23 protein-coding genes and 1 riboswitch are annotated in these 24,141 nt (G+C 72.0%); of the genes, 12 read left to right on the plus strand and 11 right to left on the minus strand.

Features of this window, described 5'->3' with window-relative positions; genetic code table 11:
- Nucleotides 1–116 precede the first annotated feature (116 nt).
- The 6 genes from OG218_RS21065 (at nt 117) to OG218_RS21090 (ending at nt 7,526) form a co-directional block, all read left to right on the plus strand.
- Nucleotides 117–1,328 (plus strand): hypothetical protein, encoded by a 1,212-nt coding sequence (locus OG218_RS21065; protein WP_328295177.1) that lies wholly within the window; start codon nt 117–119, stop codon nt 1,326–1,328.
- A gap of 58 nt (nt 1,329–1,386) precedes the next feature.
- Nucleotides 1,387–2,574: a glycosyltransferase family 61 protein gene (locus OG218_RS21070; RefSeq protein ID WP_328295178.1), complete on the plus strand. Its 1,188-nt coding sequence runs from the start codon at nt 1,387–1,389 to the stop codon at nt 2,572–2,574.
- 381 nt (nt 2,575–2,955) lie between these two features.
- The gene (locus OG218_RS21075) at nt 2,956–4,092 is read left to right on the plus strand and encodes an acyltransferase family protein (RefSeq protein WP_328295179.1); all 1,137 of its coding nucleotides are present in this window, start codon (nt 2,956–2,958) and stop codon (nt 4,090–4,092) included.
- A gap of 43 nt (nt 4,093–4,135) precedes the next feature.
- Complete coding sequence (locus tag OG218_RS21080; RefSeq protein WP_328295180.1) at nt 4,136–5,314, plus strand: acyltransferase family protein; 1,179 nt, start codon at nt 4,136–4,138, stop codon at nt 5,312–5,314.
- 19 nt (nt 5,315–5,333) lie between these two features.
- Nucleotides 5,334–6,578: an amidohydrolase gene (locus tag OG218_RS21085; protein ID WP_328295181.1), complete on the plus strand. Its 1,245-nt coding sequence runs from the start codon at nt 5,334–5,336 to the stop codon at nt 6,576–6,578.
- Nucleotides 6,579–6,626: 48 nt separating this feature from the next.
- Nucleotides 6,627–7,526, plus strand: a complete 900-nt coding sequence (locus OG218_RS21090; protein ID WP_328295182.1) for a diacylglycerol/lipid kinase family protein — start codon at nt 6,627–6,629, stop codon at nt 7,524–7,526.
- A gap of 51 nt (nt 7,527–7,577) precedes the next feature.
- On the opposite strand, the gene OG218_RS21095 is transcribed toward OG218_RS21090, so the two are convergent.
- From OG218_RS21095 to OG218_RS21115, 5 genes are all read right to left on the minus strand, one after another.
- Entirely contained in the window at nt 7,578–8,255 is a 678-nt protein-coding gene (locus tag OG218_RS21095) for a methionine ABC transporter permease (RefSeq protein WP_328295183.1), read from the minus strand.
- Complete coding sequence (locus OG218_RS21100; protein ID WP_328295184.1) at nt 8,255–9,277, minus strand: methionine ABC transporter ATP-binding protein; 1,023 nt, start codon at nt 9,275–9,277, stop codon at nt 8,255–8,257. The genes OG218_RS21095 and OG218_RS21100 overlap by 1 nt, the downstream gene beginning before the upstream one ends.
- Entirely contained in the window at nt 9,274–10,230 is a 957-nt protein-coding gene (locus tag OG218_RS21105; RefSeq protein ID WP_328295185.1) for a MetQ/NlpA family ABC transporter substrate-binding protein, read from the minus strand. Before OG218_RS21105 ends, OG218_RS21100 begins: the two co-directional genes overlap by 4 nt.
- Nucleotides 10,231–10,297: 67 nt before the next feature.
- Nucleotides 10,298–10,408: riboswitch (SAM riboswitch) on the minus strand.
- Between the two features lie 101 nt (nt 10,409–10,509).
- Nucleotides 10,510–10,713, minus strand: a complete 204-nt coding sequence (locus tag OG218_RS21110; RefSeq protein WP_328295186.1) for a DUF1737 domain-containing protein — start codon at nt 10,711–10,713, stop codon at nt 10,510–10,512.
- Entirely contained in the window at nt 10,710–11,336 is a 627-nt protein-coding gene (locus OG218_RS21115; RefSeq protein ID WP_328295187.1) for a DUF7711 family protein, read from the minus strand. Before OG218_RS21115 ends, OG218_RS21110 begins: the two co-directional genes overlap by 4 nt.
- Before the next feature lie 56 nt (nt 11,337–11,392).
- Here OG218_RS21115 and OG218_RS21120 point away from each other — a divergent pair, with 56 nt between their 5' ends.
- Nucleotides 11,393–11,896, plus strand: coding sequence for an OsmC family protein (locus OG218_RS21120; protein ID WP_328295188.1), 504 nt, complete (start codon nt 11,393–11,395; stop codon nt 11,894–11,896).
- Nucleotides 11,897–11,974: 78 nt separating this feature from the next.
- On the opposite strand, the gene OG218_RS21125 is transcribed toward OG218_RS21120, so the two are convergent.
- From OG218_RS21125 to add, 3 genes are read right to left on the minus strand one after another with little or no spacing between them, the layout of a single operon-like run.
- Nucleotides 11,975–13,432, minus strand: a complete 1,458-nt coding sequence (locus tag OG218_RS21125; protein ID WP_328295189.1) for a purine-cytosine permease family protein — start codon at nt 13,430–13,432, stop codon at nt 11,975–11,977.
- Nucleotides 13,429–14,814 (minus strand): NtaA/DmoA family FMN-dependent monooxygenase, encoded by a 1,386-nt coding sequence (locus OG218_RS21130; RefSeq protein ID WP_328295190.1) that lies wholly within the window; start codon nt 14,812–14,814, stop codon nt 13,429–13,431. The genes OG218_RS21125 and OG218_RS21130 overlap by 4 nt, the downstream gene beginning before the upstream one ends.
- Nucleotides 14,811–15,836, minus strand: a complete 1,026-nt coding sequence (gene add, locus OG218_RS21135) for an adenosine deaminase (RefSeq protein ID WP_328295191.1) — start codon at nt 15,834–15,836, stop codon at nt 14,811–14,813. The genes OG218_RS21130 and add overlap by 4 nt, the downstream gene beginning before the upstream one ends.
- 66 nt (nt 15,837–15,902) lie before the next feature.
- On the opposite strand from add, the gene OG218_RS21140 reads away from it, so the two are divergent.
- Nucleotides 15,903–16,817 carry a LysR family transcriptional regulator gene (locus tag OG218_RS21140; RefSeq protein WP_328295192.1) on the plus strand — a complete coding sequence of 305 codons (915 nt, stop codon included), beginning with the start codon at nt 15,903–15,905 and terminating at the stop codon, nt 16,815–16,817.
- A gap of 27 nt (nt 16,818–16,844) precedes the next feature.
- Here the strand turns inward: OG218_RS21140 and OG218_RS21145 are convergent, their stop codons facing one another.
- Nucleotides 16,845–17,906: an aldose epimerase family protein gene (locus tag OG218_RS21145; protein WP_328295193.1), complete on the minus strand. Its 1,062-nt coding sequence runs from the start codon at nt 17,904–17,906 to the stop codon at nt 16,845–16,847.
- 28 nt (nt 17,907–17,934) lie between these two features.
- Nucleotides 17,935–18,657 (minus strand): uracil-DNA glycosylase, encoded by a 723-nt coding sequence (locus OG218_RS21150; RefSeq protein WP_328295194.1) that lies wholly within the window; start codon nt 18,655–18,657, stop codon nt 17,935–17,937.
- 144 nt (nt 18,658–18,801) lie between these two features.
- Between OG218_RS21150 and OG218_RS21155 the strand changes: the two genes are divergently transcribed.
- The 3 genes from OG218_RS21155 (at nt 18,802) to groL (ending at nt 21,688) form a co-directional block, all read left to right on the plus strand.
- The gene (locus OG218_RS21155) at nt 18,802–19,101 is read left to right on the plus strand and encodes a DUF3263 domain-containing protein (RefSeq protein ID WP_380261551.1); all 300 of its coding nucleotides are present in this window, start codon (nt 18,802–18,804) and stop codon (nt 19,099–19,101) included.
- Between the two features lie 444 nt (nt 19,102–19,545).
- Entirely contained in the window at nt 19,546–19,749 is a 204-nt protein-coding gene (locus tag OG218_RS21160; protein ID WP_328295196.1) for a cold-shock protein, read from the plus strand.
- Nucleotides 19,750–20,059: 310 nt separating this feature from the next.
- Nucleotides 20,060–21,688, plus strand: coding sequence for a chaperonin GroEL (gene groL / locus OG218_RS21165; protein ID WP_328295197.1), 1,629 nt, complete (start codon nt 20,060–20,062; stop codon nt 21,686–21,688).
- A gap of 107 nt (nt 21,689–21,795) precedes the next feature.
- Here groL and OG218_RS21170 read toward each other — a convergent pair whose 3' ends face one another.
- Complete coding sequence (locus OG218_RS21170; RefSeq protein ID WP_328295198.1) at nt 21,796–23,388, minus strand: methyl-accepting chemotaxis protein; 1,593 nt, start codon at nt 23,386–23,388, stop codon at nt 21,796–21,798.
- Nucleotides 23,389–23,556: 168 nt separating this feature from the next.
- Here OG218_RS21170 and OG218_RS21175 point away from each other — a divergent pair, with 168 nt between their 5' ends.
- A complete protein-coding gene (locus OG218_RS21175; RefSeq protein WP_328295199.1) occupies nt 23,557–24,120 on the plus strand; it encodes a dihydrofolate reductase family protein in 564 nt (187 codons plus the stop codon).
- The last annotated feature ends 21 nt before the right edge of the window (nt 24,121–24,141 follow it).

Genomic DNA, 24,141 nt, shown 5'->3' on the forward strand with positions numbered 1-24,141 from the left:
GGAGAGTAGTGTCACCGCCGTTCACCCGATCGCCGCACCGGAGTGGACGACTTAGTTGACACCGGGGCCGACCGAAGCATTGAGGACACACCCGTTCTCGATACCTGGAGGCTCCCGTGACCCCCCCACGCGCCCTCGCAACTCCCCAGCCCCACGACTCCGTCCGCAACCACTCCCGTGTCGCCCGTGTCGCCCGTGTGCTCTCCGGGGTCGCCGCGGCGGCCGCCCTCGTGGTCGGCGGGGTTTCCGCCGCCGTCCCCGCGCAGGCCGTCGTGAACCCCTACATGACCTACGAGGGAACCTCGGTCAACAGCGCGAACGTCCCCGCCACCACCGTCGACATCTCGACGCTGACCGGCGTGAAGTTCGACCGCGGGACCTACTACGTCAACGACGTCGTCCAGGACGGTTCGATCGGCGGCGTCGGGCTCGCCGGGAACTACTACACCGGTGACGGCGAGGTCGACCTCACGGGTCTCTACGGTTCGGTCAAGGTCGTCGCGAAGTTGTACAGCGGCAAGTACATGGTGCAGTCGGTCACCAAGTACCTGCGCGCCGTCCCCATCGTCACGAACACCATCCCCGCGGGTTTCCCGACGGCGGCCACCACCGGGGTGCCGGACGGCGTCACGCTGACCCCCTCGACCGCACTCGACGTGTGGACCCCGGGCGCGGTGCTCGACGGTCTCGACGTCCAGGGATGCCTCTCCGTCCACGTCCCCGACGTCACCGTCCGGAACTCCCGCATCACCTGCACCGACGAGACGCTGCGCGCCGTCAGCCTCACCGACGCCCCCGGGTTCGTCATGGAGGACTCCGAGATCGTCTCCGACGGCAGCGCGCAGGTCGCGATCGGCTGGGGCGGGTACACCCTGCGCCGGGTCGAGATCCGCGGCACCCAGGACGGTCCGCGGCTCGGGGACAACGTCTCGATCAGCGACAGCTACGTCCACGGCCTCGTGCGTCACGACGGCGTCCACACCGACGCCGTGCAGTCGACCTCGGGTTCCGGCATCGTGGTCAGGCACAACACGCTCGACCCGCGCCAGGCCGGGTCGGACGACTTCCTGAACTCCGCGGTCCAGCTCGGCACCGAGACCGGTCTCCAGCGCTTGGAGAACGCCCTCTTCGAGGGCAACTTCTTCAACGGCGGCTCCTACTCGGTCAACGTGTCCTGCTCGGCCAACGTCCGGAACGTGGTGTTCCAGGGCAACGCCTACGGGCACGGCAACCGCTACGGCGCGGCCATCGCGGTCCCGGGTGTGACGTTCACGCAGGACCGGTGGGTCGACACCGGCAACCTGATCAAGGTCGCCCCCGCCTGCTGATCCGGGGCCTTTTCCCGATCCGCTGGTCAAACGGCGGTTGAGGTGTCAACCTTCCTCGGTGGGTGGACACATCGGCCGGCGGTACCTCGCGGCGAGCGCTGCGCGGTACCGCCTCTGGACCGTGGAGCAGTTCGCGCGGGAGGTCCGCGGGATGACCGCCCGGACCGTCCCGGCCTCCGCCCTGACGACGTTCGGAGCCCGCTACCGCGTCACGGAAACCTCCCGTCACGTGAGGTTGTCGGTGCCGGGCCACCTGGACCCCCAGGACCGGTCGGCCCTCCGCCAGCGCGACGTCTCCTCCGTTCCCGAACAGTTCACGCTGGAATTGCCCCAGGCAACTCTCCAGGGACGTGAGGGTTGGGTCTTCCACCGTGGGCACCTGGTCGAGGACATCTGGCAGGAAGAGGGTTTCTCCGCCCGTTCCCTGAGACCGCTGTGGCGCCAGGAGTCCACCGTTCGGCTGCCGGGAACCACTGTCTCCCTCCTGCAGCCGTGGTTGCCGAACTACTACCACTGGACGGTGCAGGTCGTCCCCCGGATCGTGCGCATCCTCGACCTCCTCGCCGAGCGGGGGGAGGAGGCCGACCGGTGGCTGATCCCCAGTGGCGCTCCGGGGTACATCAGGCAGTGGCTCGACCTCCTCGGCATCCCGGAGGAACGCCGGATGGGCGTCGAGACCCGCGGGCAGGTCTTCGACGTCGAGCGTCTCCTCGTGGCGAGCGTGCCCGGACGCAACCGGTGGGTCCCGCCCTCGACGGTCGAGCAGGTCCGTGCCGCCGTCGCCCACGTCCCCCCCGGCGCCGGCGGTCGGCGGCTGCTGCTCCAACGGGAGGGAGAACGCCGCCGGGTCCTGCTCAACGCACCCGAGGTCGTGGACGCGCTCACCCGGCGGGGCTTCGAGGTCGTCGACCCCGGGGGGATGACCGTGGCCGAGGAGGCTTCGCTGTTCTCGGGGGCGGACCTCGTGGTCGGCGTTCACGGCGCCGGGCTGACGAACCTGGTGTTCTGCCGTCCCGGGGCGACGGTCGTGGAGTTGACCCCGCGCGGTCTTCTCTACCCGACGTTCGTCAAACTCGCGGCGGCAGCGGAGGTGGGCCACCACATGGTGGTCGGCACCGAACCTCGCCTGCCGTGGCCGTTGCGCTTCCCGGACGTCGATGCCGACCTCGTCGTGGACGTTCCCGAACTGTCAGCGGTGGTCGACCGCGTCCTGCGCGGGTCCACGCACGGGATCTCCAGCCCCTGACCCGCGGGGCGGCGTTCGGCGGTCCCCCTCCGACGCAGGAGCGCCTGTACCCGGTCTGCCGGTGACGAGCGGCCTCCGCCTGTGGTGGTGCCCGCCCCGGGCCCGTCGCGGCCGGCCTGGACGGACCTGCTGCGGGGTGCAGCCGTGCTGCCGGCCCTCGTTCACTCCGCGTCACTGTCTCCTCCCCGCCGCCCGCAGTCCTCCCCTGATGACGACGTGGGGTAACCCTTGACTGCGCAGAGTGAATCCTAGAAGGATGCCCGTGCGCGTCCCCGAGGTGGACGCGGACGCCCACGCCCTTCTCCGCCACGACCCGTCCGGACGCGCCGCGGGAACCCCGTCGTGCGCCGGTTCGTGGCCACCACCGCCGGAGGTCGACCCTTGAGCGATGCCCGACCGCCTTCCCCGACCGCCCACCCGGCCCGCATCGACGGGCTGACGGTGCTGCGAGGTGTGGCCATCGGCCTCGTCGTCCTCCGCCACGCCGCCCCGGACGTCTTCGGCGGCGCCGGCATCGTCGGCGTGACGATCTTCTTCGCCCTCTCCGGCTGGCTGATCTCCGGGATCCTGCTGGGTGAGGTGGAACGCACCGGGCGCGTCGACTTCCGCCGCTTCTACCTCAACCGCGTGTTCCGCCTCTACCCCGCCCTCATCGCCTTCGTGGTGGTGCTCGCGCTGGTCGGCGTCCTCGCGGACCCGCTCGAGCAGGGGCCGACCTGGCGCTACGCGGTCCCGGTGGCCCTGACCTACGTCGCGGACCTCCCCCTGGGGGTGTGGGTGGGCAGTGCCTCCACCCACCTCTGGACGCTCTCGGTGGAGGAGCAGTTCTACCTGGTCTGGCCCCTCCTGATCGTGCTGGCCCTCCGGGGTCGTCACCTCCGCCGCACCCTGGGGATCGCGGTCCTCCTGTGCTGGCTCGCCGCGGTGCTCACCGTCGTCGTCGTCGGTCACGACACCGTCGCCGCCTACTCGCTGCCCACCTCCTGGTTCGTCGCGCTCGCGATCGGCGGGTTCGCCCGCGCGCTCGGCCGGGACCGGCTGACCGCACTGCTCGGAGGCCGCCCCGCGCTCGCGGGCGCCGTCGTCGTGCTCGCCCTGCTCTGCGTCGGGCCCGAACTCAAGGGGAACCCCCTGACCTACCTCCTCGGTGGCCCGGTCATCGCCGTGGCCGCCGTCGTCCTCGTCCTCGCGGCACTCCGCGTCGACACCGTCCGCGTCGACACCGTCCGCGGCGTCCCCGGACGACTGCTCCTCGGCCTCGGTACGATCTCCTACGCGGTCTACCTCTGGAACTACGCGATCGTCGTCTGGGCCGAGGCGGTGTTCGCGGACCGCCCCACGCTCCTCGTGACGGTAGGCGCCACCGCGGTGAGCCTCGGCGTCGCGACCGCCAGCTGGTTCCTGCTCGAGCGGCCCGTCGTCCGGGCGCGCCGACGTCACCACGCCCGCTCGAGCGCCCGCGCCCTCGACCTGTCCCGCTCCGCCTCCGGAGTTCCCAGCGCGGCACCACGACCCTGACGCCTCCCGGCCCCGCTCCACACCCCGACCAGGGAAGGTCGTCATGACCGGAACGCACGTCCCGTCCCGACGTCCCCGGCTGGAGTTCGCCTTCCTCGACGGGTTGCGCGGCCTCGCGGCGTTGTTCGTCGCCGTCCACCACACCTACCTCTTCACCGGGACGTCGCAGGACCACGAGGCGTTGCCCGCGGTCTTCGAGCCCCTGCGCTACGGCCAGTACGCCGTGACCGTGTTCATCGTCCTGTCGGGTTTCGTCCTCGGACTCCCGCTCGCCCCGGACCGCCCCGCGTTGACCCGGGGGTGGGCGACGTTCCTGAAGCGCCGCGCGCGGCGGATCCTGCCGCCCTACTACGCGGCCCTCGCGTTCTTCCTGCTGCTGATCGCCCTCGTCCCGCCACTGCGCCAGGTCTCCGGAACCGCCTGGGACAGCAAGGTTCCCGTGACCGCGACGGGTGTCGTCTCGCACCTGCTCATGCTGCACAACCTCGGCGGCGACTGGAAGTGGCAGATCGACGGCCCGATGTGGTCGGTCGCGACCGAGTGGCAGCTGTACCTGGTGATGCCCCTCGTGCTCTTGCCCGTGTGGCGCAGGTTCGGGGCGGTCGCGATGGTCCTGCTGGCGGTCGCGGCGGGCTGGGGGATCCACGTCCTGTTCCCGCGCTTCGACGGCGCGCACTTCTGGTTCGTCGCGGACTTCGCCTTCGGCCTCGTCGCCGCCCGCTACGTCGCCCGGGCCCGTGCGCTTCCCCGCGCAGGGCTGCTCGCGGTGGTGGCGGTCGTCGTGGTCGCGGTCCTCTTCCTGCTCGTCCCCGGGCACGGTCTGCGCGACCTGTGGTTCACCGAGGTCGTCGTCGGTGCGGCGGTGGCCCTGGTCCTGCTGGCCCTGGCGCAGCAGTCCGTGGCCGGGACCCGGACCCCCGTGCACGCCGTCCTGCAGTGGCGCCCGCTGGTCTGGATCGGCTTCTGGTCCTACAGCCTCTACCTCCTGCACAGTCCGCTGCTCGGCCTCGGGAACCTGCTGACCCTCGACCGCCCCTGGGGGGTGGGCGCCCGGTTCGCCGTGATGCTGCTGGTCGTCCTGCCGCTCGCCCTGGCCGTCAGCTACGGGTTCCACCGCCTCGTGGAACGTCGCTTCACGACCGCTCACCAGGCCCGCCTCCGTCAGGGCGCCCCGGCGGCCGCGGTGGACGTCCCGGAGACCAGGAGTTCCCTCCCGTCCTGACGGCTGCGAGAGTGGCCGGATGCCCGCACCGCACCGTGAACAGGTCTCCCGAGACGTCGCCGTCGTGGGAGGGACGCTGCTGCGGCTGACCCCGGACTGGCACGGCGAGCGCGAACCCGGCACGGTGCTCGTCCGCGACGGCCGGATCGTCGCCGTCGGCGCCCACGTGCCCGTCCCCGCGGACGTCCCCGTGCTCGACGCGACCGGCCGGTTCGTCCTGCCCGGCTTCGTCGACCCGCACACCCACCTCGGCGTCCACGCCGAGGGGGAGGGCTGGCACGGGGCCGACGTCAACGAGAAGGGTGAACCCCGCGGCGCCCGGCTGCGGTCCTGGGACGGGGTCGACCCCCGTGACCAGGGTTTCGCCGACGCCCTGAGCGCAGGGGTCACCACCGTGGCCGTCCTGCCGGGTTCCGCCAACGTGGTCGGGGGACAGACCGGAGCCCTGAAGACCTGGGGGGCCACGGTCGAGCAGATGCTGCTGCGCGCGCCGATCGGGGTGAAGAGCGCGCTCGGCGAGAACCCCCGGAAGAACTCCGGAGGCCCCTCGACCCGCATGGGGATCGCGGCCGCCCTGCGCGACGCCTTCGCGGCGGCGCAACGGTTCAGCGCCCAGCGGACGCGCGCTGCCGAGAAGGGTGAACCCCTCGACCCGCCCACCGACCGGGACCGCGACGCCGAGGTCCTCGCCCGGGTCCTCGCCGGCGAACTCGTCTGGCAGCAGCACGCCCACCGCGCCGACGACATCGCGACCGCGGTCCGCCTCGCCGAGGAGTTCGGCTACCGGCTCGTCCTGAACCACGTCACCGAAGGCCACCGCGTCCTCGACCTGCTCGTCGAGAAGGGGCTGCCGGCCGTCGTCGGTCCGCTGCTCACCTCGCGCTCGAAGCCCGAACTGCGCCACCGCTCGCTGAGCGTGCCGGGGATCCTCGCCGGCGCGGGGCTGCGGATCGCGCTGACCACCGACCACCCCGTCGTCCCCATCCAGTTCCTCGCCCTCTCCGCGACCCTGGCCGTCAAGGAGGGCCTCGACCCCGACGAGGCGCTGCGAGCCCTGACCCTCAACCCGGCCGTGATCCTGGGGATCGACGACCGCGTCGGGTCGCTGGCCCCCGGTCTCGACGGCGACGTCGCCGTCTGGTCCGGGGACCCGCTCGATGTGATGTCGCGCGCCGTGCACGTGGTCAGCGGCGGTCGCCCCGTCTACCGGTGGGACGGGGTCGGCGAGGTGCTCGAGGCGGACGGGACCTGGCGTCCGCTGTGAGGTCCGGGGCGTCCGGCACGAGTCGGCGTCCTGGTGCGTTGGGCAGGCGTGAGTGGGAACCAGTACCTGGCCGTCGTCAACGCGGGGGCGGGATCGGCGCGGACCGGCGCGGTCGACGCCGCCGTGCAGGAGCTGCGCCGCCACGGTGACGTGGAGCTGCGCCGCACGAGCTCCCTGGACGACCTGCGCGCCGCCCTGCTCGGGGCGGGCGGCCGCCGGGTCGTGCTGCTGGGCGGGGACGGCTCCCTGCACGCTGCGCTGCAACTGCTCTGGAACGCGGGAGCGACCCGCTCGGTGGGGCCGCTGGGCATCGTCCCGCTCGGCACCGGCAACGACCTGGCCCGCTCGCTGCGGTTGCCGCTGGACCCGGTCGCCGCGGCCCGCGTCGTCGCCCAGGGGAGCCCGAAGGGGCTGGAGCTCCTCGTCGACTCCCACGACCGGATCACCGTCAACACCGTCCACGCGGGCATCGGGGCGTCGGCGACGGCCAAGGCGCAGCGGCTCAAGCGCTTCCTCCGGGCCGGCGCCTACCCGGTCGGTGCGGCCTGGGCGGGGGTCAGCGCGGGCAAGGGGTTCCGGCTGCGCGTCGACGTCGACGGCACCACCGTGTCGCCGGGGGAGCGTCCCGTCCTGATGGTCGGCATCGGCATCGGCGGCACCATCGGCGGCGGCGCCCCCCTGGTTCCCGGCGCCGACCCGCACGACGGGCTGGCCGACGTCGTCGTCTCCGAGTCCACCGGCCCCCTCGCCCGCCTGGGCTTCGCTGCCGGGCTGCGCAGCGGGGTCCACGTCGAGCGGCAGGACGTCGTCACCGCGACCGGGAAGGTCGTCGAGATCGACGCCGGGTCCGGGACGTTCCGGTTGAACTCCGACGGCGAGGTCACCGACCACCAGAGCTACGAACGGTTCAAGATGCACACCGACGTCTACGACGTCATCTGCCCCTGAACGGCGGAACCCCCGTCGCGATCACGACGGGGGGTCCGGGGGAACCGGGGACTAGCGGCGCATGACGCCGCGGGCGATCCGGTTCCCGACGAGCTGACCCACCTGGACGATGACCACGATGGCGACGACGCTGACCACGATGATGCCGTTGTCGTAGCGCTGCGAGCCGTAGGTGATGGCGTACTCGCCGAGACCGCCGCCGCCGACGAGGCTGGCCTGTGCTGACATGTCGACGATGCCGATGAAGATGAACGTGTACCCGAGCACCAACGGCCCGAGGCCCTCCGGGACGACGACCTTCAGCAGGATCGAGACCCGTCCCGCCCCGACGGCGCGTGCCGCCTCGACGACCCCCGGGTCGACGTTGACGAGGCTCTGCTCCACGATGCGTGCCACGGCGAAGGCGGCCGCGAGGGAGATCGCGAACGTGACCGCCGTGGTCCCGATCGTCGTCCCGACCACGACCCGCTGCAGCGGACTGATGGCGGCCAGGAAGATGACGAACGGGATCGGGCGCACCAGGTTCACGACGAACCCGATGATCCCGAACACCCACCGGCTGCCGAACAGGTTGCCCGGCCTGGTCGCGTAGAGAGCGATGCCCAACGCGAGCCCGAGGACGCCGGCGACGACCAGCGAGATGCCGGTCATGAACAACGTCTGCCAGATCGACTCGCGGAAGACGTCGACGCTGTCGAGGAAACCGTCGAAGAAGCCCTTCCCGGCCATCAGACCTCCTCTTCGGCGTGCACGCCGTCGGCGGCGAGCGCACGGAGCGTGCCGTCCACGTCGGGGCCGCTGAGTTCGTAGGTCAGTGAGCCGGTCCGGCGTTCGCGGATCTCCGAGACACCGCCGAAGACCAGTTCCGCGGTCGCGCCGGTGCTCCGGAACACCGAGTCGATGCGCTGCTGCAGACCGGGTTCGTCGGTGATGCGGACGCTCACGAGCCGGCCGGGGTGGTGGGTGCGCAGCCGGGCCAGGGTCTCGGCCGGGGGCCGGTCGTGGGTGGCGCTGCGCACGAAGCGCTGGGCCGCGGCGGTCTGCGGGTTCGAGAACACGTCGTAGACCTCGCCGACCTCGACGATCCGCCCCTCTTCCATGACCGCGACGCGGTCGGCGATCTGGCGCACGGCGTCCATCTCGTGGGTGATGACGATGATCGTCACCCCGAGTTCGGTGTTCACCCGCCGCAGCAGCGACAGGACCTCGGTCGTGGTCTCGGGATCCAGCGCGCTGGTGGCCTCGTCGGCCAGCAGCAGCGGGGGGTTCGTGGCCAGCGCGCGGGCGATGCCGACGCGTTGCTTCTGCCCACCCGAGAGTTGTTCAGGGTAGGCGTGCGCCCGGTCGAGGAGACCGACGAAGTCCAGGAGTTCCGCGGTGCGGGCGTCGCGCTGCTTCGCGGGGACCTTCGCGACCCGCAGCGGGTAGGCGACGTTCCCGGCGACCGTCCGCGAGCGGAACAGGTTGAACTGCTGGAAGATCATCCCGATCTTCGACCGGGCCGTGCGCAGCTCGCCCTCCGACAGCTTCGTCAGGTCCTGCCCCCCGACCCTGACGCTGCCGGAGGTCGGCAGCTCGAGGGCGTTGACGAGGCGGACGAGCGTGGACTTGCCGGCGCCGGAGTAGCCGATGACGGCGAGGACCTCTCCCTCCTCGACGTCGAGGGAGACGTCGTCGACCGCCGCGACGGACTGGCCGTCGCGGCGGTCGAAGCGCTTGGAGACGTTCTCCAGCGTGACGAGGGCGCTCACTTGCCCTTCGCGGCCTTCGCGTCGGCCTCGACGGTGGCGAGGTCGGCCTGCAGGTCCGCGGCGCTGCGGTCGGAGACGACCGCGTTCGGGTAGTCCTTGGAGAACACCGTCTGCACGGCCGGGTCCTGGAAGAGGGCCGCCAGCTTCAGGTAGGTCTCGTTGTCCTTGTCCTTGGCCCGCGCGGCGAAGATGTTGACGTAGGGCGCGGCCGAGGGGTCGGACGGGTCGTCCTTGGCGATGACGTCGGTCTCCGGCAGCTTGGCGCTGGTCGCGTAGTTCACGTTGACGATCGCGGCGGCGACGGAACCGCTCTGCAGCGCGTTCGCGGTCTGCGAGGCGTCGATGGCGGTCACGTCGACCTTCTTGGTCTCGATGTCCTCGATCGAGGAGAAGGCGTTGCCCCCGTCCTTGAGGGTCAGCAGACCCGCCGATTGCAGCACCAGCAGGCCGCGTGCCTGGTTGATGTCGTCGTTCGGGATGGCGACCTTCGCGCCCTCGGGGAGCTCGGACGGGCTCTTCGCCGTGGTCGAGTACAGCGGCAGCGGGTAGATGGCGGTGCCACCGATGGGCTGGATGTCGTCGTCGGCGGTGACGTCGTAGTTCGCCAGGTACTGGATGTGCTGGAACTGGTTCAGGTCGATCTCGCCCTGCGACAGCGCCGGGTTCGGCAGGCTGTAGTCGGAGAAGTTGACCAGGTCGACGGTCACGTTCAGCTTCGACTTCGCCAGGTCCACGTACGTCGTCCAGTAGTCCAGCGACTTGTCGGCCACGCCGATCTTCACGGTCTGGGCCGGGGCGGAACCGGCGGCGGTGGTCGTCGCGGTGTCGTCCTTGCGGGTCCCGAGGACGACGGCGACGATCACCACGACCACGACGACGACGGCCGCGACGATCCCGATGAGGAGGCCGCGGCGCTTCGGCTTGTCGGGCAGGGCGGGGGCGGGGCTGGACACGGTGGCACTCCGGTGGTCGAACGGCGGGCGCGCGGCTCGCAGCACGCCGTGATCGACGGCGTCCGTTGTTCCGCGCTTGCCGGACGGGGTCGTCCGGCCTGGTCTTCACCTGGGGCACCCCGCCGCGGGGGAGGGTTGCCGGACAGCGAGCCAGGGCTTGTCGCTGTCACTCATGACCGTGGGGGAACCGTAGGTTCCCGTCGTCGAACCCGTCAAATCGCCCCCGCGCCGGTGTTCAGCCGACCGTAGGACTGCCCGCGTCTCAGCGCAGGCGTTCGGTCACGCCGCCCCGCCGTCACCGGGTCGGGTCAGGACGTGGGGGAGGACGACGGCCTGCGCGGCGACGGTGCGCCCGTCCGTCGTCGTCACCGACGGGCTGCCGTACAGGACGTAGCCCTCGGCCAGGGCCGCCGTGACCTTCTCGCAGAAGGAACGGTCGTCGGGGCCGGTCAGCAGCCGGTACGTCAGCTTCTCGTCGCTCACGCGTCCAGACCGTTCGCGCCCAGAGCGTCGCGGGCGTCCTGCAGGCTCAGCAGGCCCAGGGCGGCGTCCGCCAGCGCGTCGCCGAGCTTCTTGTGGTTGGCCCGGGCCCAACGCTTCCCGTCGTAGTCGGTGGCCGTGCGGCGCAGTGCCTCGAGGCTCGCGCGCAGGTCGCGGTCGAGGCGTTCGCGCAGTTCCCCGTCCGTGGGCGCCTCGGGGCGCAGCGCCTCGCCGTCGCCGTTGCGCAGCTGCAGGAGCGCCTCGTGGTCCAGGCCCTCCTCCCGGGCCCAGAACCGCACCGGCCGTTCGACCAGGTGGTTCCACACCGGGGCCTGCGCGGACCGGAAGAGGACCTGGACGGGGCTCTTCCCCAGTCCGGACGCGTTGAGCCAGAACTCACCGGCCTGCGGTCGGCTGAAGAGCGCGCACTCGTCCTCGGGGAGGTCGACGACGACGGCGACCCGGACGAACGTCGGGTCCTCGCTGTCCTGCTGCGGGCCGAGCAGGGCGCCGAAGACCCACGCCTCCTCGGCGCGGAAGAGGTTCAGCTCGGTGGGCAACGAGTTCGCGTGCTCGCACCCCTGGGCGACGTCGGCGAGCTTGCTGACGGCAGTGGTCCACTTCACGGCAGCATCTTCGCGGGTGTTGCGGGGCCGGCCCCACGGGGGCCTAAGCTCGCCCGGTGGATTCGACCGAACTGAGGGCCCTGCAGAAGCCGTTGAAGGACGCCTACCGCGAGGACCCGGCCCAGGCGCTGGTCCCCGCGAAGGCCGTGGCGGTGCTGGACGGGCAGTCCATCGGCGTGTCGGTCGACGGGTTCGCGGGCACCACCCGCGCCGGGCTGCACCCCGCCGCCGGGGGCGACGGGACCGAGGCGTGCTCCGCCGACATGCTCTGCGAGGCCGTCGCGGCCTGCGCCGGCGTGACCCTGCGCAGCGTGGCCACCGCCATGGGCGTGGAGCTGCGCAACGCGTCGGTGACCGCCGAGGCGCACTGGGACGCCCGCGGCACGCTCGGCGTCTCGCGCGAGGTGCCCGTCGGCATCACCGACGTCACCCTGACCTTCACGTTCACCTCCGACGCCGACGAGGCGACCGAGGCCAAGATGATCTCGCTGGCCGAGCGCTACTGCGTCATCGCCCAGACCCTGCAGACCCCGCCCAAGGTCTCCGTCCAGCGCGGCTGAGCCCCGCCGGGAGGGGGATCGTTGCCTCCACGGTCCCACTCCGCGGGACCGTGGAGTCAACGATCCTCCCGGCGAGGGTCAGGCACGTTCCTCCTGGAGGGCGACGGCCCGGCGCCCGCCGACGAAGACGGCGACGAAGCCGAGCACGAAGGCGAACAGGACGCCCAGGTTCGCGTAGGCCCAGCCCCCCTCCTTGCCGCCGATCGGCCCGAGCAGGTAGCCCTGCCAGGTCAGCCAGCTGGCCCCGGTGTTGGTGACGAGTCCCCAGCCGAGGACGGTGGCGACCACCATGGTGACCACCGCGAGCGGGCGCACCGAGCCGTAGCGTCCGCGCGAGTCGAGGAGTTCTGCTTCCGCGTAGTCGCCCTTGCGCAGCGAAAGGTCGGCCAGGAAGATCCCCGCCCACGCCGCGATCGGGACACCCAGGGTGATGAGGAACCCCTGGAACGGGGTGAGGAAGTCCTTGGAGAAGAACGCGATGTAGATCGATCCGGCGAGCATCAGGCAGCCGTCGATCAGCACCGCCACCGGGCGCGGAACCCGCAGGCCGACGTTCAGCAGGGCCAGCCCCGAGGAGTAGATGTCCATCACCGCACCCCCGATGAGGCCCAGCACGGCGACGACGACGAACGGGACGAGGAACCACGTCGGCAGGATGTCCGTGAGCGCCCCCACGGGGTCCGCCGCGATCCGGCCGCTGAGGTCCTTCGACGACCCGGCGACGAGCGCGCCGAAGACGAGGAGCACGCCCGGGCCGAGCGAGGAACCCAGCGTCGTCCAGAACACGACCCCGCCGCTGGAGGCCTCGCGCGGGAGGTAGCGGGAGTAGTCCGCCGCCGCGTTGGCCCACCCGAGACCGAAACCCGTCATCACGAGGATGAACGCCCCGACGACCGCCGCGGCGTTCCCGGCCGGGAGGGCGTTCACCGCGTCCAGGTCGATGGAGTCGGCCGCGAAGACGATGTAGAGGACCGTCAGCACCGCGGTGACGACCGTGATCCAGCGCTGCATCCGCATGATGACCCTGAACCCGAGGGTTCCGCCGAGCACGATCAGCCCGACGACGATCACGAGGGCGACGAGTTTCGTGCCCGTGCCCCCACCGGCTCCGAGACGGTCCAGCACGGTCGCCGTCGCGAGCACGGCGACGGCCGCCAGCGACGTCTCCCAGCCCAGCGTCAGCAACCAGGACACCAACGAGGGCAGGCGGTTCCCGTCGACCCCGAAGGCCGCGCGGGACAACGTCATCGTGGGCGCCGAACCGCGCTTCCCGGCGATCGCGACGAGGCCGACGATCACGTAGGACAGGAACACCCCGGCGATCGAGACGGCCGTGGCCTGCCAGAACGAGATCCCGAAACCCAGGACGAACGAGCCGTAGCTGACTCCCAGGACGGACACGTTGGCGGCGAACCACGGCCAGAACAGGTCGCGTGGCCTGCCGTGGCGTTCGGACTCGGCGACGGTGTTGATGCCGTTCAGTTCGACGTCGACACCGCCCACCCTCGTCTCGGGGGTGGCGGGGATCTCGCTCACGTCGACTCCTCGGGAGGATGGCGGTACCGGGCCGCGGGGTGGTCGGCGGGCAGCCTCGTGCGGCCCGGACCGAAGACCACCTCCCGCAGCGTACGGCCTGGGGCGTCGCGACCGGGTGGTGGCGCCAGCGTGCCCCGCCGGCGCAGTTCGGGGACGACCTGCTCGCAGAACTCCGCGTAGGAGCCCGGTACGACGAACGGGGTGAGGTTGAACCCGTCGATCCCCGTCTCCCGCACCAGCGCCTCCATGGCGTCGGCCACGTCGCCCGCCGTGCCAGTGAACACGAACTCCCGCATCCCGAAACGCAGGAAGTCGGCGCGCGCGTGGGCCACCGTCTCGTCCCGGTAGCGCTCCACCTGGGTCCGCCCGCCCTCGGTGCGGACGTCGGAGAAGTTCCCGCGGGGGTCCAGGGCAGCGAGGTCGACGCCGGTCATCGAGGCGTAGTAGGCGCGGGCGGCCTCCGGGTCGACCCAGGACAGGTACTCCTCGAGGCGGGAGCGGGCGTGGTCCCGGTCGCGCCCCAGCACGACCGTGAGTCCGACGAGGGTGCGCAGCGACCCCGGGCCGCGTCCGTGCCGGGCGGCCCGGGCGTGCAGGTCGAGGACCTGGCGGCGCAGCGTCCCGGCGTCGCGGCCCTGCAGGAACACCACCTCGGCGTGGGTGGCCGCGAACTCCCGACCGCGTTCGCTGGCGCCGGCCTGGAAGAGGACGGGGGTGCGCTGCGGGGAGGGCTCGACCTTGAAGTAGCCGTCGCAGTGGAAGTAGCGGCCGTGGTGGTGGACCTCGTGGACGCGACGCGCGTCGGCGTAGCGCCGCGTCGCCTTGTCGTGCAGGACGGCGGCGTCCTCCCAGCTGCCCTCGAACAACCGGTAGCTGAGGTCGAGGTGCTCGTCGGCGATGTCGTAGCGCTCGTCGTGGCGGGGCAGCGGTTCGCGTCCGTGCAGCGCGCTGACCACCCCCGCCGACGTCGTCACGACGTTCCAGCCGATGCGCCCGCGGGTGAGGTGGTCCAGCGTCGCGAACCGCCGGGCGTTCGGGTAGGGGCCCTCCAGACTCGTCGAGGACGTCACCGCGAACCCGAGCCGGCTCGTCACCGCGGCCATCGCCGGGACCAGCAGCAGGGGGTCGTTGGTCGGCATCTCGACCCCCTGCTCGAAGGTCACGGCCGGGGTGCGGCCCTCGAGCACGGGGTAGCCGGGGGAGTCGGCCAGGAACAGCAGGTCGAAACCCCCGTCCTCGAGGAGCCGGGCCAGCGACGTCCAGTGCGCGAGGTCGAGGTAGCGGTCGGTGTGCTGCTCGGGGTGGGCCCACAACCCCTGGCTGGTGAGGTTGGGGCCGTTGATCTCGAAGGCGCTCAGCAACAGGTGGTGCGGTTCCCTCACGCGGGGACGCCCGCCGGGCTGCGCTCCAGCCAGTCGAGGAGACCCGCGCCGAGGCGGTGCCGGGTCGCCGGGCTCATGCCCTCGATCCGCAGACCGTGCCCGGCCAGGGCCGCGAGGTCGGTGTCGCTCAGCTTCCACACCTCGCGCGCCACGGCGTACTGGTGGCTGACGCCACGACCGAACCAGAGCTGGTCGTCGGCGTTGAGGGTGATCCCCACGCCCGCGGCGTGCAGGAGCGGGGCGGGGTGCGCGGCGAGCGTGGGGACGATGCCGAGCGCCACGTTGGAGACGGGGGCGACGTCGAGCACGATGCCCTCGTCGGCGAGGCGGCGCACGAAGGCCGGGTTCTCGACCGAGCGGACGCCGTGGGAGATGCGGGTGGCGCCCAGGACGTCGATCGCCTCCGCGACGCACTCCCAGCCGCCCGTCTGCCCGGCGTGCGCGACGACCGGCAGGCCCGCTGCCCGGGCCGTCGCGGCCGCCCCGGTGAAGCGCTGCAGGCCCGAGGGTTCCTCGAACCCGGCCGTCCCGAACGCGGTCACCCCGCGGCCGGCGAACTCGGCGGCGACCGCGGCGAGCTCGGCGGCGATCGGCTCGTCCTGGTCGGTGTTCAGCGTCAGGATCGAGCCGACCTCGACGCTGTGCTCCCGTCCGGCCTCGCCGAGGGCGTCGACGACGACCCGGGTCACCTCGCGCAGGCTCCCGAGCCGGGGGGCGTAGAGCTGGGGTTCGATCGCGGGTTCGAGGTAGACCACGCCCTCGGCCGCCTCCTGGGCGACGAGCGCGCGGCACAGGCCGGCCAGGTCGTCGAGGTCCGCCACCAGGGCGGGCACCCGGCCGTAGGCCTCGAAGAACGCCCAGACGTCGGACCAGCCCTCCCCGGTGGCGGCGGGACCGCCCCGCACGGGCAGCTCGAGCGGGACGCCACGGCGGCGGGCGAGGGCCAGCACGGCCTCGCGCGGGTAGGACCCGTCGAGGTGGGCGTGCACGTGCACCTTGGGCAGGGCGGTCAGGGAACGCACCCTGCTCAACGTAGGCGCGAACGTGCCACGTGTCGCACAAGCGTTCCTTCTGAGAGCATCCATCCCGTGGATCAGCGTGGTGCAGGACGCAGCGGCGGCGAGCTCGACGTGCGCTCGTTGCGCTACCTGCTCGCCGTGTCCCGGGAGCGCAGCTTCACCGAAGCGGCTGTCTCGCTGCAGGTCTCCCAGCCCGCGCTGAGTCAGGCGATCGCGCGCACGGAGCAGCTCGTCGGGGGCCGGCTGGTGCTCCGCGACGCGCGGGGCGTGGCCCGCGAGGGGTCCGCGCTGACTCCCGCCGGGCAGGCGCTGGTCGCCGACGCGACGCGGATCACCGAACTCCTGGACCGGGCGCTGGTGCGCGCGCGGCGCATCGCGGAGGAGGGCGAACGCGAACGGCTGGCCGTCGGCATCGGCACCTCGACCCCGCGCTGGGTCTCGACCCGGCTGGTGCAGGCCTCCCAGGAGAGCCCGGACCTCGACGTCGTGCTGCGCCACGTCCCCTGGGGGCAGGAGGTCGCGAGCCTCGCCGACGGCCGGGTCGACGTGGTCTTCCTCAACGCCGGCCCGGACGAGGTGCTGGACGCGCGGGTGCGCGCGGTGCACGTCGCCGACACCCAGCGGGTGGCGGTGTTCGCGGCCGGGCACCGGCTGGCCGGCGAGACCTCGATCGACATCGCCGACCTCGACGACGAGCCCATCGTCGACGCGGGCTACGACCGGGAGGTGTGGCTCGTCGAGCCCCGCCCCTCCGGCGCGGTCCCCCGGGTCGTGGGTCCGCCCGCCCAGAACGTCGAGGAGATGCTCGCCCTCGTCGCCTCCGGACGGGCGATGGCCATCACCGCGGAGGTCGTCGCCGCCGGCCACCGCTCCGACGACATCGCCTTCGTGCCGTTGCGGGGGCTGGACCCGCTGCGCCTCGTGCTGCTGGCGCTCGTCGACGACGAACGACCGGCGGTGGCGGACCTGCTGGCCTCGTTCTAGGGGGCCACCGGTCCGCGACGGCGGTGCTCACACGGAGAAGGAGTACTCCGTGGTCGTCGTGAACTCCGCACCCGGGCGCAGCACGGAATCCCCGAGCAGCGGCTGGTTCACCGCGTCGGGCAGCAACTGCGTCTCCAGGCAGAGGGCGTCGCCCTGCCGCACGGGCCGGCCCTCGATCGTCCGCCACGCGCCGGTCAGGAAGTTCCCCGTGTAGAACTGCAGGCCCGGCAGGTCGGTGCGGACCTCGAGCGAACGTCCGCTGCGCGGGCCGGAGACGGTGGCCACCGGCCGCAGGGAACCGGGGCCGTCCAGCACCATGCAGTGGTCGTAGCCGCCGGCGGTGAGGAGCTGCTCGTCCGCATCGCGGAGGTGCTCGCCGATGCGGGTCGGGGTGGAGAAGTCGAACGGGGTGCCCTCGACGGGGGCGAGTTCACCGGTCGGGACGAGGTTCGCGTCGATCGGCAGGTAGCGCGACGCGGACAGCCGCACGACGTGGTCCTCGACCGGGCCCGCGCCGTCGAGGGCGAAGTAGGCGTGGTTCGTGAGGTTCACCGGGGTGGCGGCGTCCGCGGTCGCGACGTAGTCCAGGCGCAACGACACCGAACCGCCCTCCTCCCGCAGGGAGTAGGTGACGCAGGCGTCCAGCGCCCCCGGGAAACCCATGTCGCCGTCGTTGCTGCGCAACGACATCCGCACCCCGGGAACCCCGTCCACGGAGACCTCGGTGGCGGTCCAGACGCGCTGGTCGAAACCCTCGGAACCCCCGTGCAGAGCGTTCGTGCCGTCGTTGACGGGGACCGCGAAGGACACCCCGTCCACCCGGAAGCGTCCGCCGGCGATGCGGTTCGCGACGCGTCCGACGACGGCACCGGGGTAGCCGTCGGCGGCCTCGTAGGCCGCGACGTCGGGCAGGGCGACGACGACGTCGCCGATCCGGCCGGAGGCGTCGGGGACGCGGACCTGCTGCAGGGTCGCGCCGCGGGTCAGGACGGCGGCGCTCGCCCCGGAGGGCAGGCGCAGTTCCCACCGCTCGACGGGTTCCCCGCGTCGCGTCCGGCCGAAGGGGGTGCTGTGCAACGTCGCGGTCATGCCGCGATCCTGCCGCACGCCCCGGGGTTCAGGTCAGCCGCCAGTCGATCCCGTCGCCCCCCTCGGCCCGCAGGAGTTCGTCGACGCGGCTGAACGGAGCGGAACCGAAGAACCCCCGCGAGGCCGACAACGGGCTGGGGTGCACCCCGGTGACGACCGGCACCCCGCCCAGCAGGGGAGCGACCGTCTGCGCGTCGCGACCCCAGAGCAGGGCCACGAGCGGTCCGCCCCGCGCGGCCAGGGCCCGGACGGCCGCGTCGGTGACGGCCTGCCAGCCGAGCTTGCGGTGCGACCCGGACTCGCCCGCGCGCACCGTCAGCACCCGGTTCAGCAACAGGACCCCGGCCCGCGACCAGGAGGAGAGGTCGCCGTGCCCGGGCGCCTGCACGCCGGTGTCGGTGAGGAGTTCCTTGTGGATGTTGACCAGGCTGCGCGGCAGGGGCCGGACGTCCGGCTCGACGGCGAAGCTCAGCCCGATCGGGTGTCCGGGGGTGGGGTAGGGGTCCTGCCCGACCAGGAGCACCCGGACGCCGTCGAAGGGCTGCCGGAACGCCCGCAGCACGTTCTCGGGGGCGGGCAGCCACGGCGCGGGTTCGGCGGCCAGCGCGGTGGAGAGCCGCACCAGGTCGTCGCGCACCCCCGCCAGGGCGCGGGCCCAGCCCGGGTCGAGGTCGTCGAGGCCGAGTCCGGCCGGATCGTCGTCCGTGCGCGGGAAGCAAGGGGCGGGTGGGGGCGCTGCGGCGGGAGTCACGCACGGGACGGTACCGAGCCCGGACGCGCCCGCCGAGGTGAACGACACGGGTGTGATGCCCTCTTAGACTCCTGCCCGGCCCCCGGTTCCGGAGGCCGCGGTGAGAGGGGTCATGACGTGGAGCGGAACGACGCATCGGCGCGCATCGAGCGAGACGTCCCGTCCCTCGAGGAGCAGCCCGGGGGGCTGCCCGACGGGCTGAGTCGCCGCGACGCCGAGATCCTGGCCTTCGAGCGGCAGTGGTGGAAGTACGCCGGCGCCAAGGAACAGGCCGTCCGCGAGCTCTTCGACCTCTCGCCCACGCGCTACTACCAGCTGCTCAACGCCCTCATCGACTCCCCGGCCGCCCTCGCCCACGACCCGATGCTGGTCAAGCGGCTGCGCCGGATGCGCACCAGCCGTCAGCGCGCCCGTTCGGCCCGCCGTCTCGGCGTGCAGCCCTGAGCGCTCGTCGCGGGCGCTCGCCCCACCTGCTCGCCCGACGCGGGGCCCACCGGACCCGTCGGGGACCGGTCGGTGTCGCCGTGCTCGTCCTGGTCTGGTTGCTGGTCGCGGCCCTCGTCGTCGGCGGTCTCGCGGTCGCGGTCCGGTCCGTGGCCGGTCCGCTGCTGGACGTCGCCGGCCGGGTGCTCTGAGCGACGCCTCTCGGGTGTCTGCCGCGGTGAGGACGACGTGACCGTTTCGTGAAGACGAGGTTCCTCGAACCCTGTCCCACCAGCCCCTCCCCGCACTAATCTGAGCCCCGGTCGATCAGTTCGACGGACACGTCCTCTCGGGGGGCGCACGTCGGGCGTCGCCCTCGGCTCTCGTCGCCGCGGGCAGCGTGAGACCCGGCTCCGGTGCCCGCCGGCGCCGTTCTTCCGCTCGCTGCACCACCAGGAGAAGGCAATGGCTCAGGGCACCGTGAAGTGGTTCAACTCCGAGAAGGGCTTCGGCTTCATCACCGTCGACGACGGTGGGGCGGACGTGTTCGTCCACTACTCCGCGATCGTGGCCGACGGCTACCGCTCCCTCGAGGAGGGTCAGCGCGTCGAGTTCGAGGTCGGGCAGGGCCAGAAGGGCCCCCAGGCCGAGAGCGTCCGCGCCGTCTGACCCGGCGCGGCGCCCCCCGGCGTGACCGTGCCCGGCCCCCGGTCCTCCCGGAGGCCGGGCACCAGCCCGCCCGCACTCGCGCACCGTCCGAGGCCTCCGGGGGTTTGCACTCGGGGGGTGAGAGTGCCAACATTGGCGTTGGCACTCTCGAGTCGAGAGTGACAACTGCACTCGACCCGGGAGCGAAGCTCCCTGGCCGGTCCGGTGAGGTCGACAGGCGCTGGGGGACGTGACCCCGGTTCAGGTCGGCCGTCCGTCGCGGGCACCCGACCGACCGCCCACCGCCCGTCTTCTGGGAGGAACACCAGGCATGAGCAAGATCATCGCCTTCGACGAAGAGGCCCGTCGTGGTCTCGAGCGCGGGATGAACCAGCTCGCCGACGCGGTCAAGGTGACGCTCGGCCCCAAGGGCCGCAACGTCGTCCTTGAGAAGAAGTGGGGCGCCCCCACGATCACCAACGACGGTGTCAGCATCGCCAAGGAGATCGAGCTCGAGGACCCGTACGAGAAGATCGGCGCCGAGCTCGTCAAGGAAGTCGCCAAGAAGACGGACGACGTGGCCGGCGACGGCACCACGACGGCGACCGTCCTCGCCCAGGCGCTCGTCCGCGAGGGTCTGCGCAACGTGGCTGCGGGTGCGAACCCGATGGGCCTCAAGCGCGGCATCGAGAAGGCTGTCGAGGCTGTCACCGAGCAGCTCGTCGCCGCCGCCAAGGAAGTCACCACCAAGGAGCAGATCGCGGCCACGGCCGGGATCTCCGCCGGTGACGCCTCGATCGGCGAGCTCATCGCCGAGGCGCTCGACAAGGTCGGCAAGGAAGGCGTCATCACCGTCGAGGAGAGCAACACCTTCGGGCTCGAGCTCGAGCTCACCGAGGGCATGCGCTTCGACAAGGGCTACATCTCGCCCTACTTCGTCACCGACGCGGAGCGTCAGGAGACCGAGCTCGAGGACCCCTACATCCTCATCCTCAACTCCAAGATCTCCACCGTGAAGGACCTGCTCCCGCTGCTGGAGAAGGTCATGCAGTCGGGCAAGCCGCTCGTGATCGTGGCCGAGGACGTCGAGGGCGAAGCCCTCGCGACCCTGGTCGTGAACAAGATCCGCGGCACCTTCAAGTCCGTCGCCGTCAAGGCCCCGGGCTTCGGCGACCGCCGCAAGGCCATGCTCGGCGACATCGCCATCCTCACCGGTGGCCAGGTCATCTCCGAGGAGGTCGGCCTCAAGCTCGACACCGCTGACCTCGACCTGCTGGGCCGCGCCCGCAAGGTCGTCGTCACCAAGGACGAGACCACCATCGTCGAAGGTGCCGGCGACGCCGACGCCATCGCCGGTCGCGTGGGCCAGATCCGCGCCGAGATCGACCGCAGCGACTCCGACTACGACCGCGAGAAGCTCCAGGAGCGTCTCGCCAAGCTGGCCGGCGGCGTGGCCGTCATCAAGGCCGGCGCGGCGACCGAGGTCGAGCTCAAGGAACGCAAGCACCGCATCGAGGACGCCGTCCGCAACGCGAAGGCTGCCGTCGAAGAGGGCATCGTCGCCGGTGGTGGCGTCGCCCTCATCCAGGCCGGTGTGCTGGCCTTCGAGAAGCTCGAGCTCGTCGGCGACGAGGCGACCGGGGCGAACATCGTCAAGGTCGCGATCGAGGCTCCGCTGAAGCAGATCGCCATCAACGCCGGCCTCGAGGGCGGCGTCGTGGCGGAGAAGGTCCGCAACCTGCCCACCGGACACGGCCTCAACGCCGCGACCGGCGAGTACGTGGACCTGCTCGACGCGGGCATCAACGACCCGGTGAAGGTCACGCGCTCCGCGCTGCAGAACGCCGCCTCCATCGCGGCGCTCTTCCTCACCACCGAAGCCGTCATCGCCGACAAGCCGGAGAAGGCCTCTGCGGCCCCGGCCGGTGGCGACGGCGGCATGGGCGGCATGGACTTCTGAGTCCAGCCACTCCGTAGCACCTGCACCACCCGCGAGGGCGGTCTCCCGATCAGGGAGGCCGCCCTCGTGGCGTTGTCGGACCCGTCCGTCACCCGGGTCGGGCGGGATCAGACGCGGGGAAGGGTGAAGGAGCCGACGAGCTCGTTGAGCTCGACGGCGGCGCGCGAGACCTCCCCCGCGGTGGTGGCCGTGTGGGTCGCCCCCGCCGTGGTCTGATCCGCCGCAGCGGCGATGCCGGAGATGTTCAACGCGATCTCCTGACTCCCCGAGGAGACCTCGGTGACGTTGCGCACCATCTCCGACGTCGTCGCCGACTGCTCCTCCACCGCCGCGGCGATGGTGGCCTGCAACCCGTCGATGCGGGCGATGACCTCACTGATGCCGCCGATGGCGAACGCGGCCTCGGTCGCGTCAGCCTGGGTGGCCGCCACCCGGGTGGTGATGGACTCGGTGGCCCGAGCGGTCTGCTGGGCCAGTTCCTTCACCTCCCCGGCGACGACGGCGAAGCCCTTGCCCATCTCCCCCGCGCGGGCGGCTTCGATGGTGGCGTTCAGCGCCAGGAGGTTCGTCTGCTCGGCGATGGAGGTGATGAGCTTGACGACGTCGCCGATCTCGCGGGAGGAGGCGGAGAGGCGGTCCAGGATCTCCGAGGCCTGCGACGCGCTGGACACGGCGTCGGCGGAGACCGAGGAGGCCTCGGCGGTGGAGGTGGCGATCTCGCGGATCGCGGCGGTCATCTCCTCCCCGGCGGCGGCGACGGTGCCGATGTTGGCGGAGATCTCTTCGGTGGCGGCGGAGACGACCTGGGTCTGGGTGGCGGATTCCTCGGCGCCGGAGGAGAGCTGGGTGGCGACGGTGGTGAGTTCCTCGCTGGAGGCGGCGAGGGTCGCGGCGTTGCCGGCGATGCGGCGCATCGTCTCGGTGAGCCGGTCCATGGTCACGTCGAGGGCCCCGGACAGTTGGCCGACCTCGTCCTTGGCGCTGTAGCCCACCCGCTGGTCCAGGCGGCCCTGCGCCAGGCCCCGCACGACGGTGAGGGCGCGGCCCAGGGGGCCGGCGATGGAGCGGGCCACGACGACGGCGACGACCGCGGCGAGGACGAGGGCGAGGACGCCCACGGCCACGAGGAGGACCACGGCGGTGCGGTAGCTCTGGGCTCCGCGCTGCGCGGTGGCCGTGGCGTTGTCCGTCTCCGCCTTCTGGATGCGGTCCAGGATGGTGTAGATCCCCCGCGCGAGGGGGACGCTCGCCGCGTCACGTTCGGCGATGAAGCCCGCCTGGTCGTTCGCCTTCGCCAGAGCGATGAGCTTCTCCCGTCCGGTGCGGTAGGTGGCGAGGTCGGCGGCGAAGGACTCCCGGTCGGCGACGGTCGAGACCGGGTCGGTGGCCAGGTAGACCTTCCACGCCGCGTCGAGCTGGGCGTCGTCGGCGCTGACCGCCTGCAGCGCGGCGGAGGTCGCCGACGCGTCGCTGGCCAGGGCGGAGGAGGCCAGGTCGGCGCGGGACTGGGCGAAGGCGTACTTGACCGTCCCGATGTTCTGGACTCCGGGGACGACCACGTCGGACATCGCCGTCACCGTGTCCTGCGAGGAGTGCAGGCGGGAGATGCCCAGGGCCGCCACGGCGGCCAGCAGCAGGCAGACGATGCCGAAGCCGACGAACAGCTTCGACGCGATGTTCAGATCGCGCAGCTTTCCCATGAGTGGTCCTCGTTCCCGTCGGAGCCGACGCCAGGAAGAGCCGACCGGGTGAACATCGGTCGTCGGCGGTCGCCGCTGTAGGGGAGCAGAGGAGCCGTGGGGGTCGATGACTTCCGGAGCGGCGTGCGGTCAGATGGGCAGAACCGCAGGACGCGACCCAGGAGAACCATGCGCACCCTCATCATCACCGCCTTCACCTCCCTCGACAGCGTCGTGGAGGCCCCGGGCGGCGAGCCCGGCTACCGCAACGCCGGCTGGACGTTCCAGGACATCGCCTTCGACCCGGCGGCCTACGAGATCAAGGGTCGCGAGACGGGGGAGACCACCGCGCTGCTGCTGGGCCGCACCAGCTACGAGGCCTTCGCCCCGGTCTGGCCGACGATGGACGACTTCGCCGCCTACAACGCCATGCCGCGCTACGTCGTCTCCACGACGCTGGAGCACGACGACGCGCGGTGGCCCGCCACGATCCTGCGCTCGGTCGACGACGTCGCGGCGCTGAAGGAGACCGAGGGCGGGCCGATCGCCGTGCACGGCAGCGCCACCCTGGGGGCCTCCCTGGCCGACGCGGGCCTCGTCGACCGCTACCACCTGCTCGTCTTCCCCGTCCTGCTCGGCGCCGGGAAGCGGTTGTTCAGCACCACCGACAAGGACAGGCAGCTGCTCACCGTCCGCGAGTCGCAGACCTACCCCAACGGCATCACGAAGCTGGTCTACGACGTCGTCCGGTGACGCCCGGTGACGTGAGCAGCC

The organism is Kineococcus sp. NBC_00420, from assembly GCF_036021035.1.
Lineage (GTDB): Bacteria > Actinomycetota > Actinomycetes > Actinomycetales > Kineococcaceae > Kineococcus.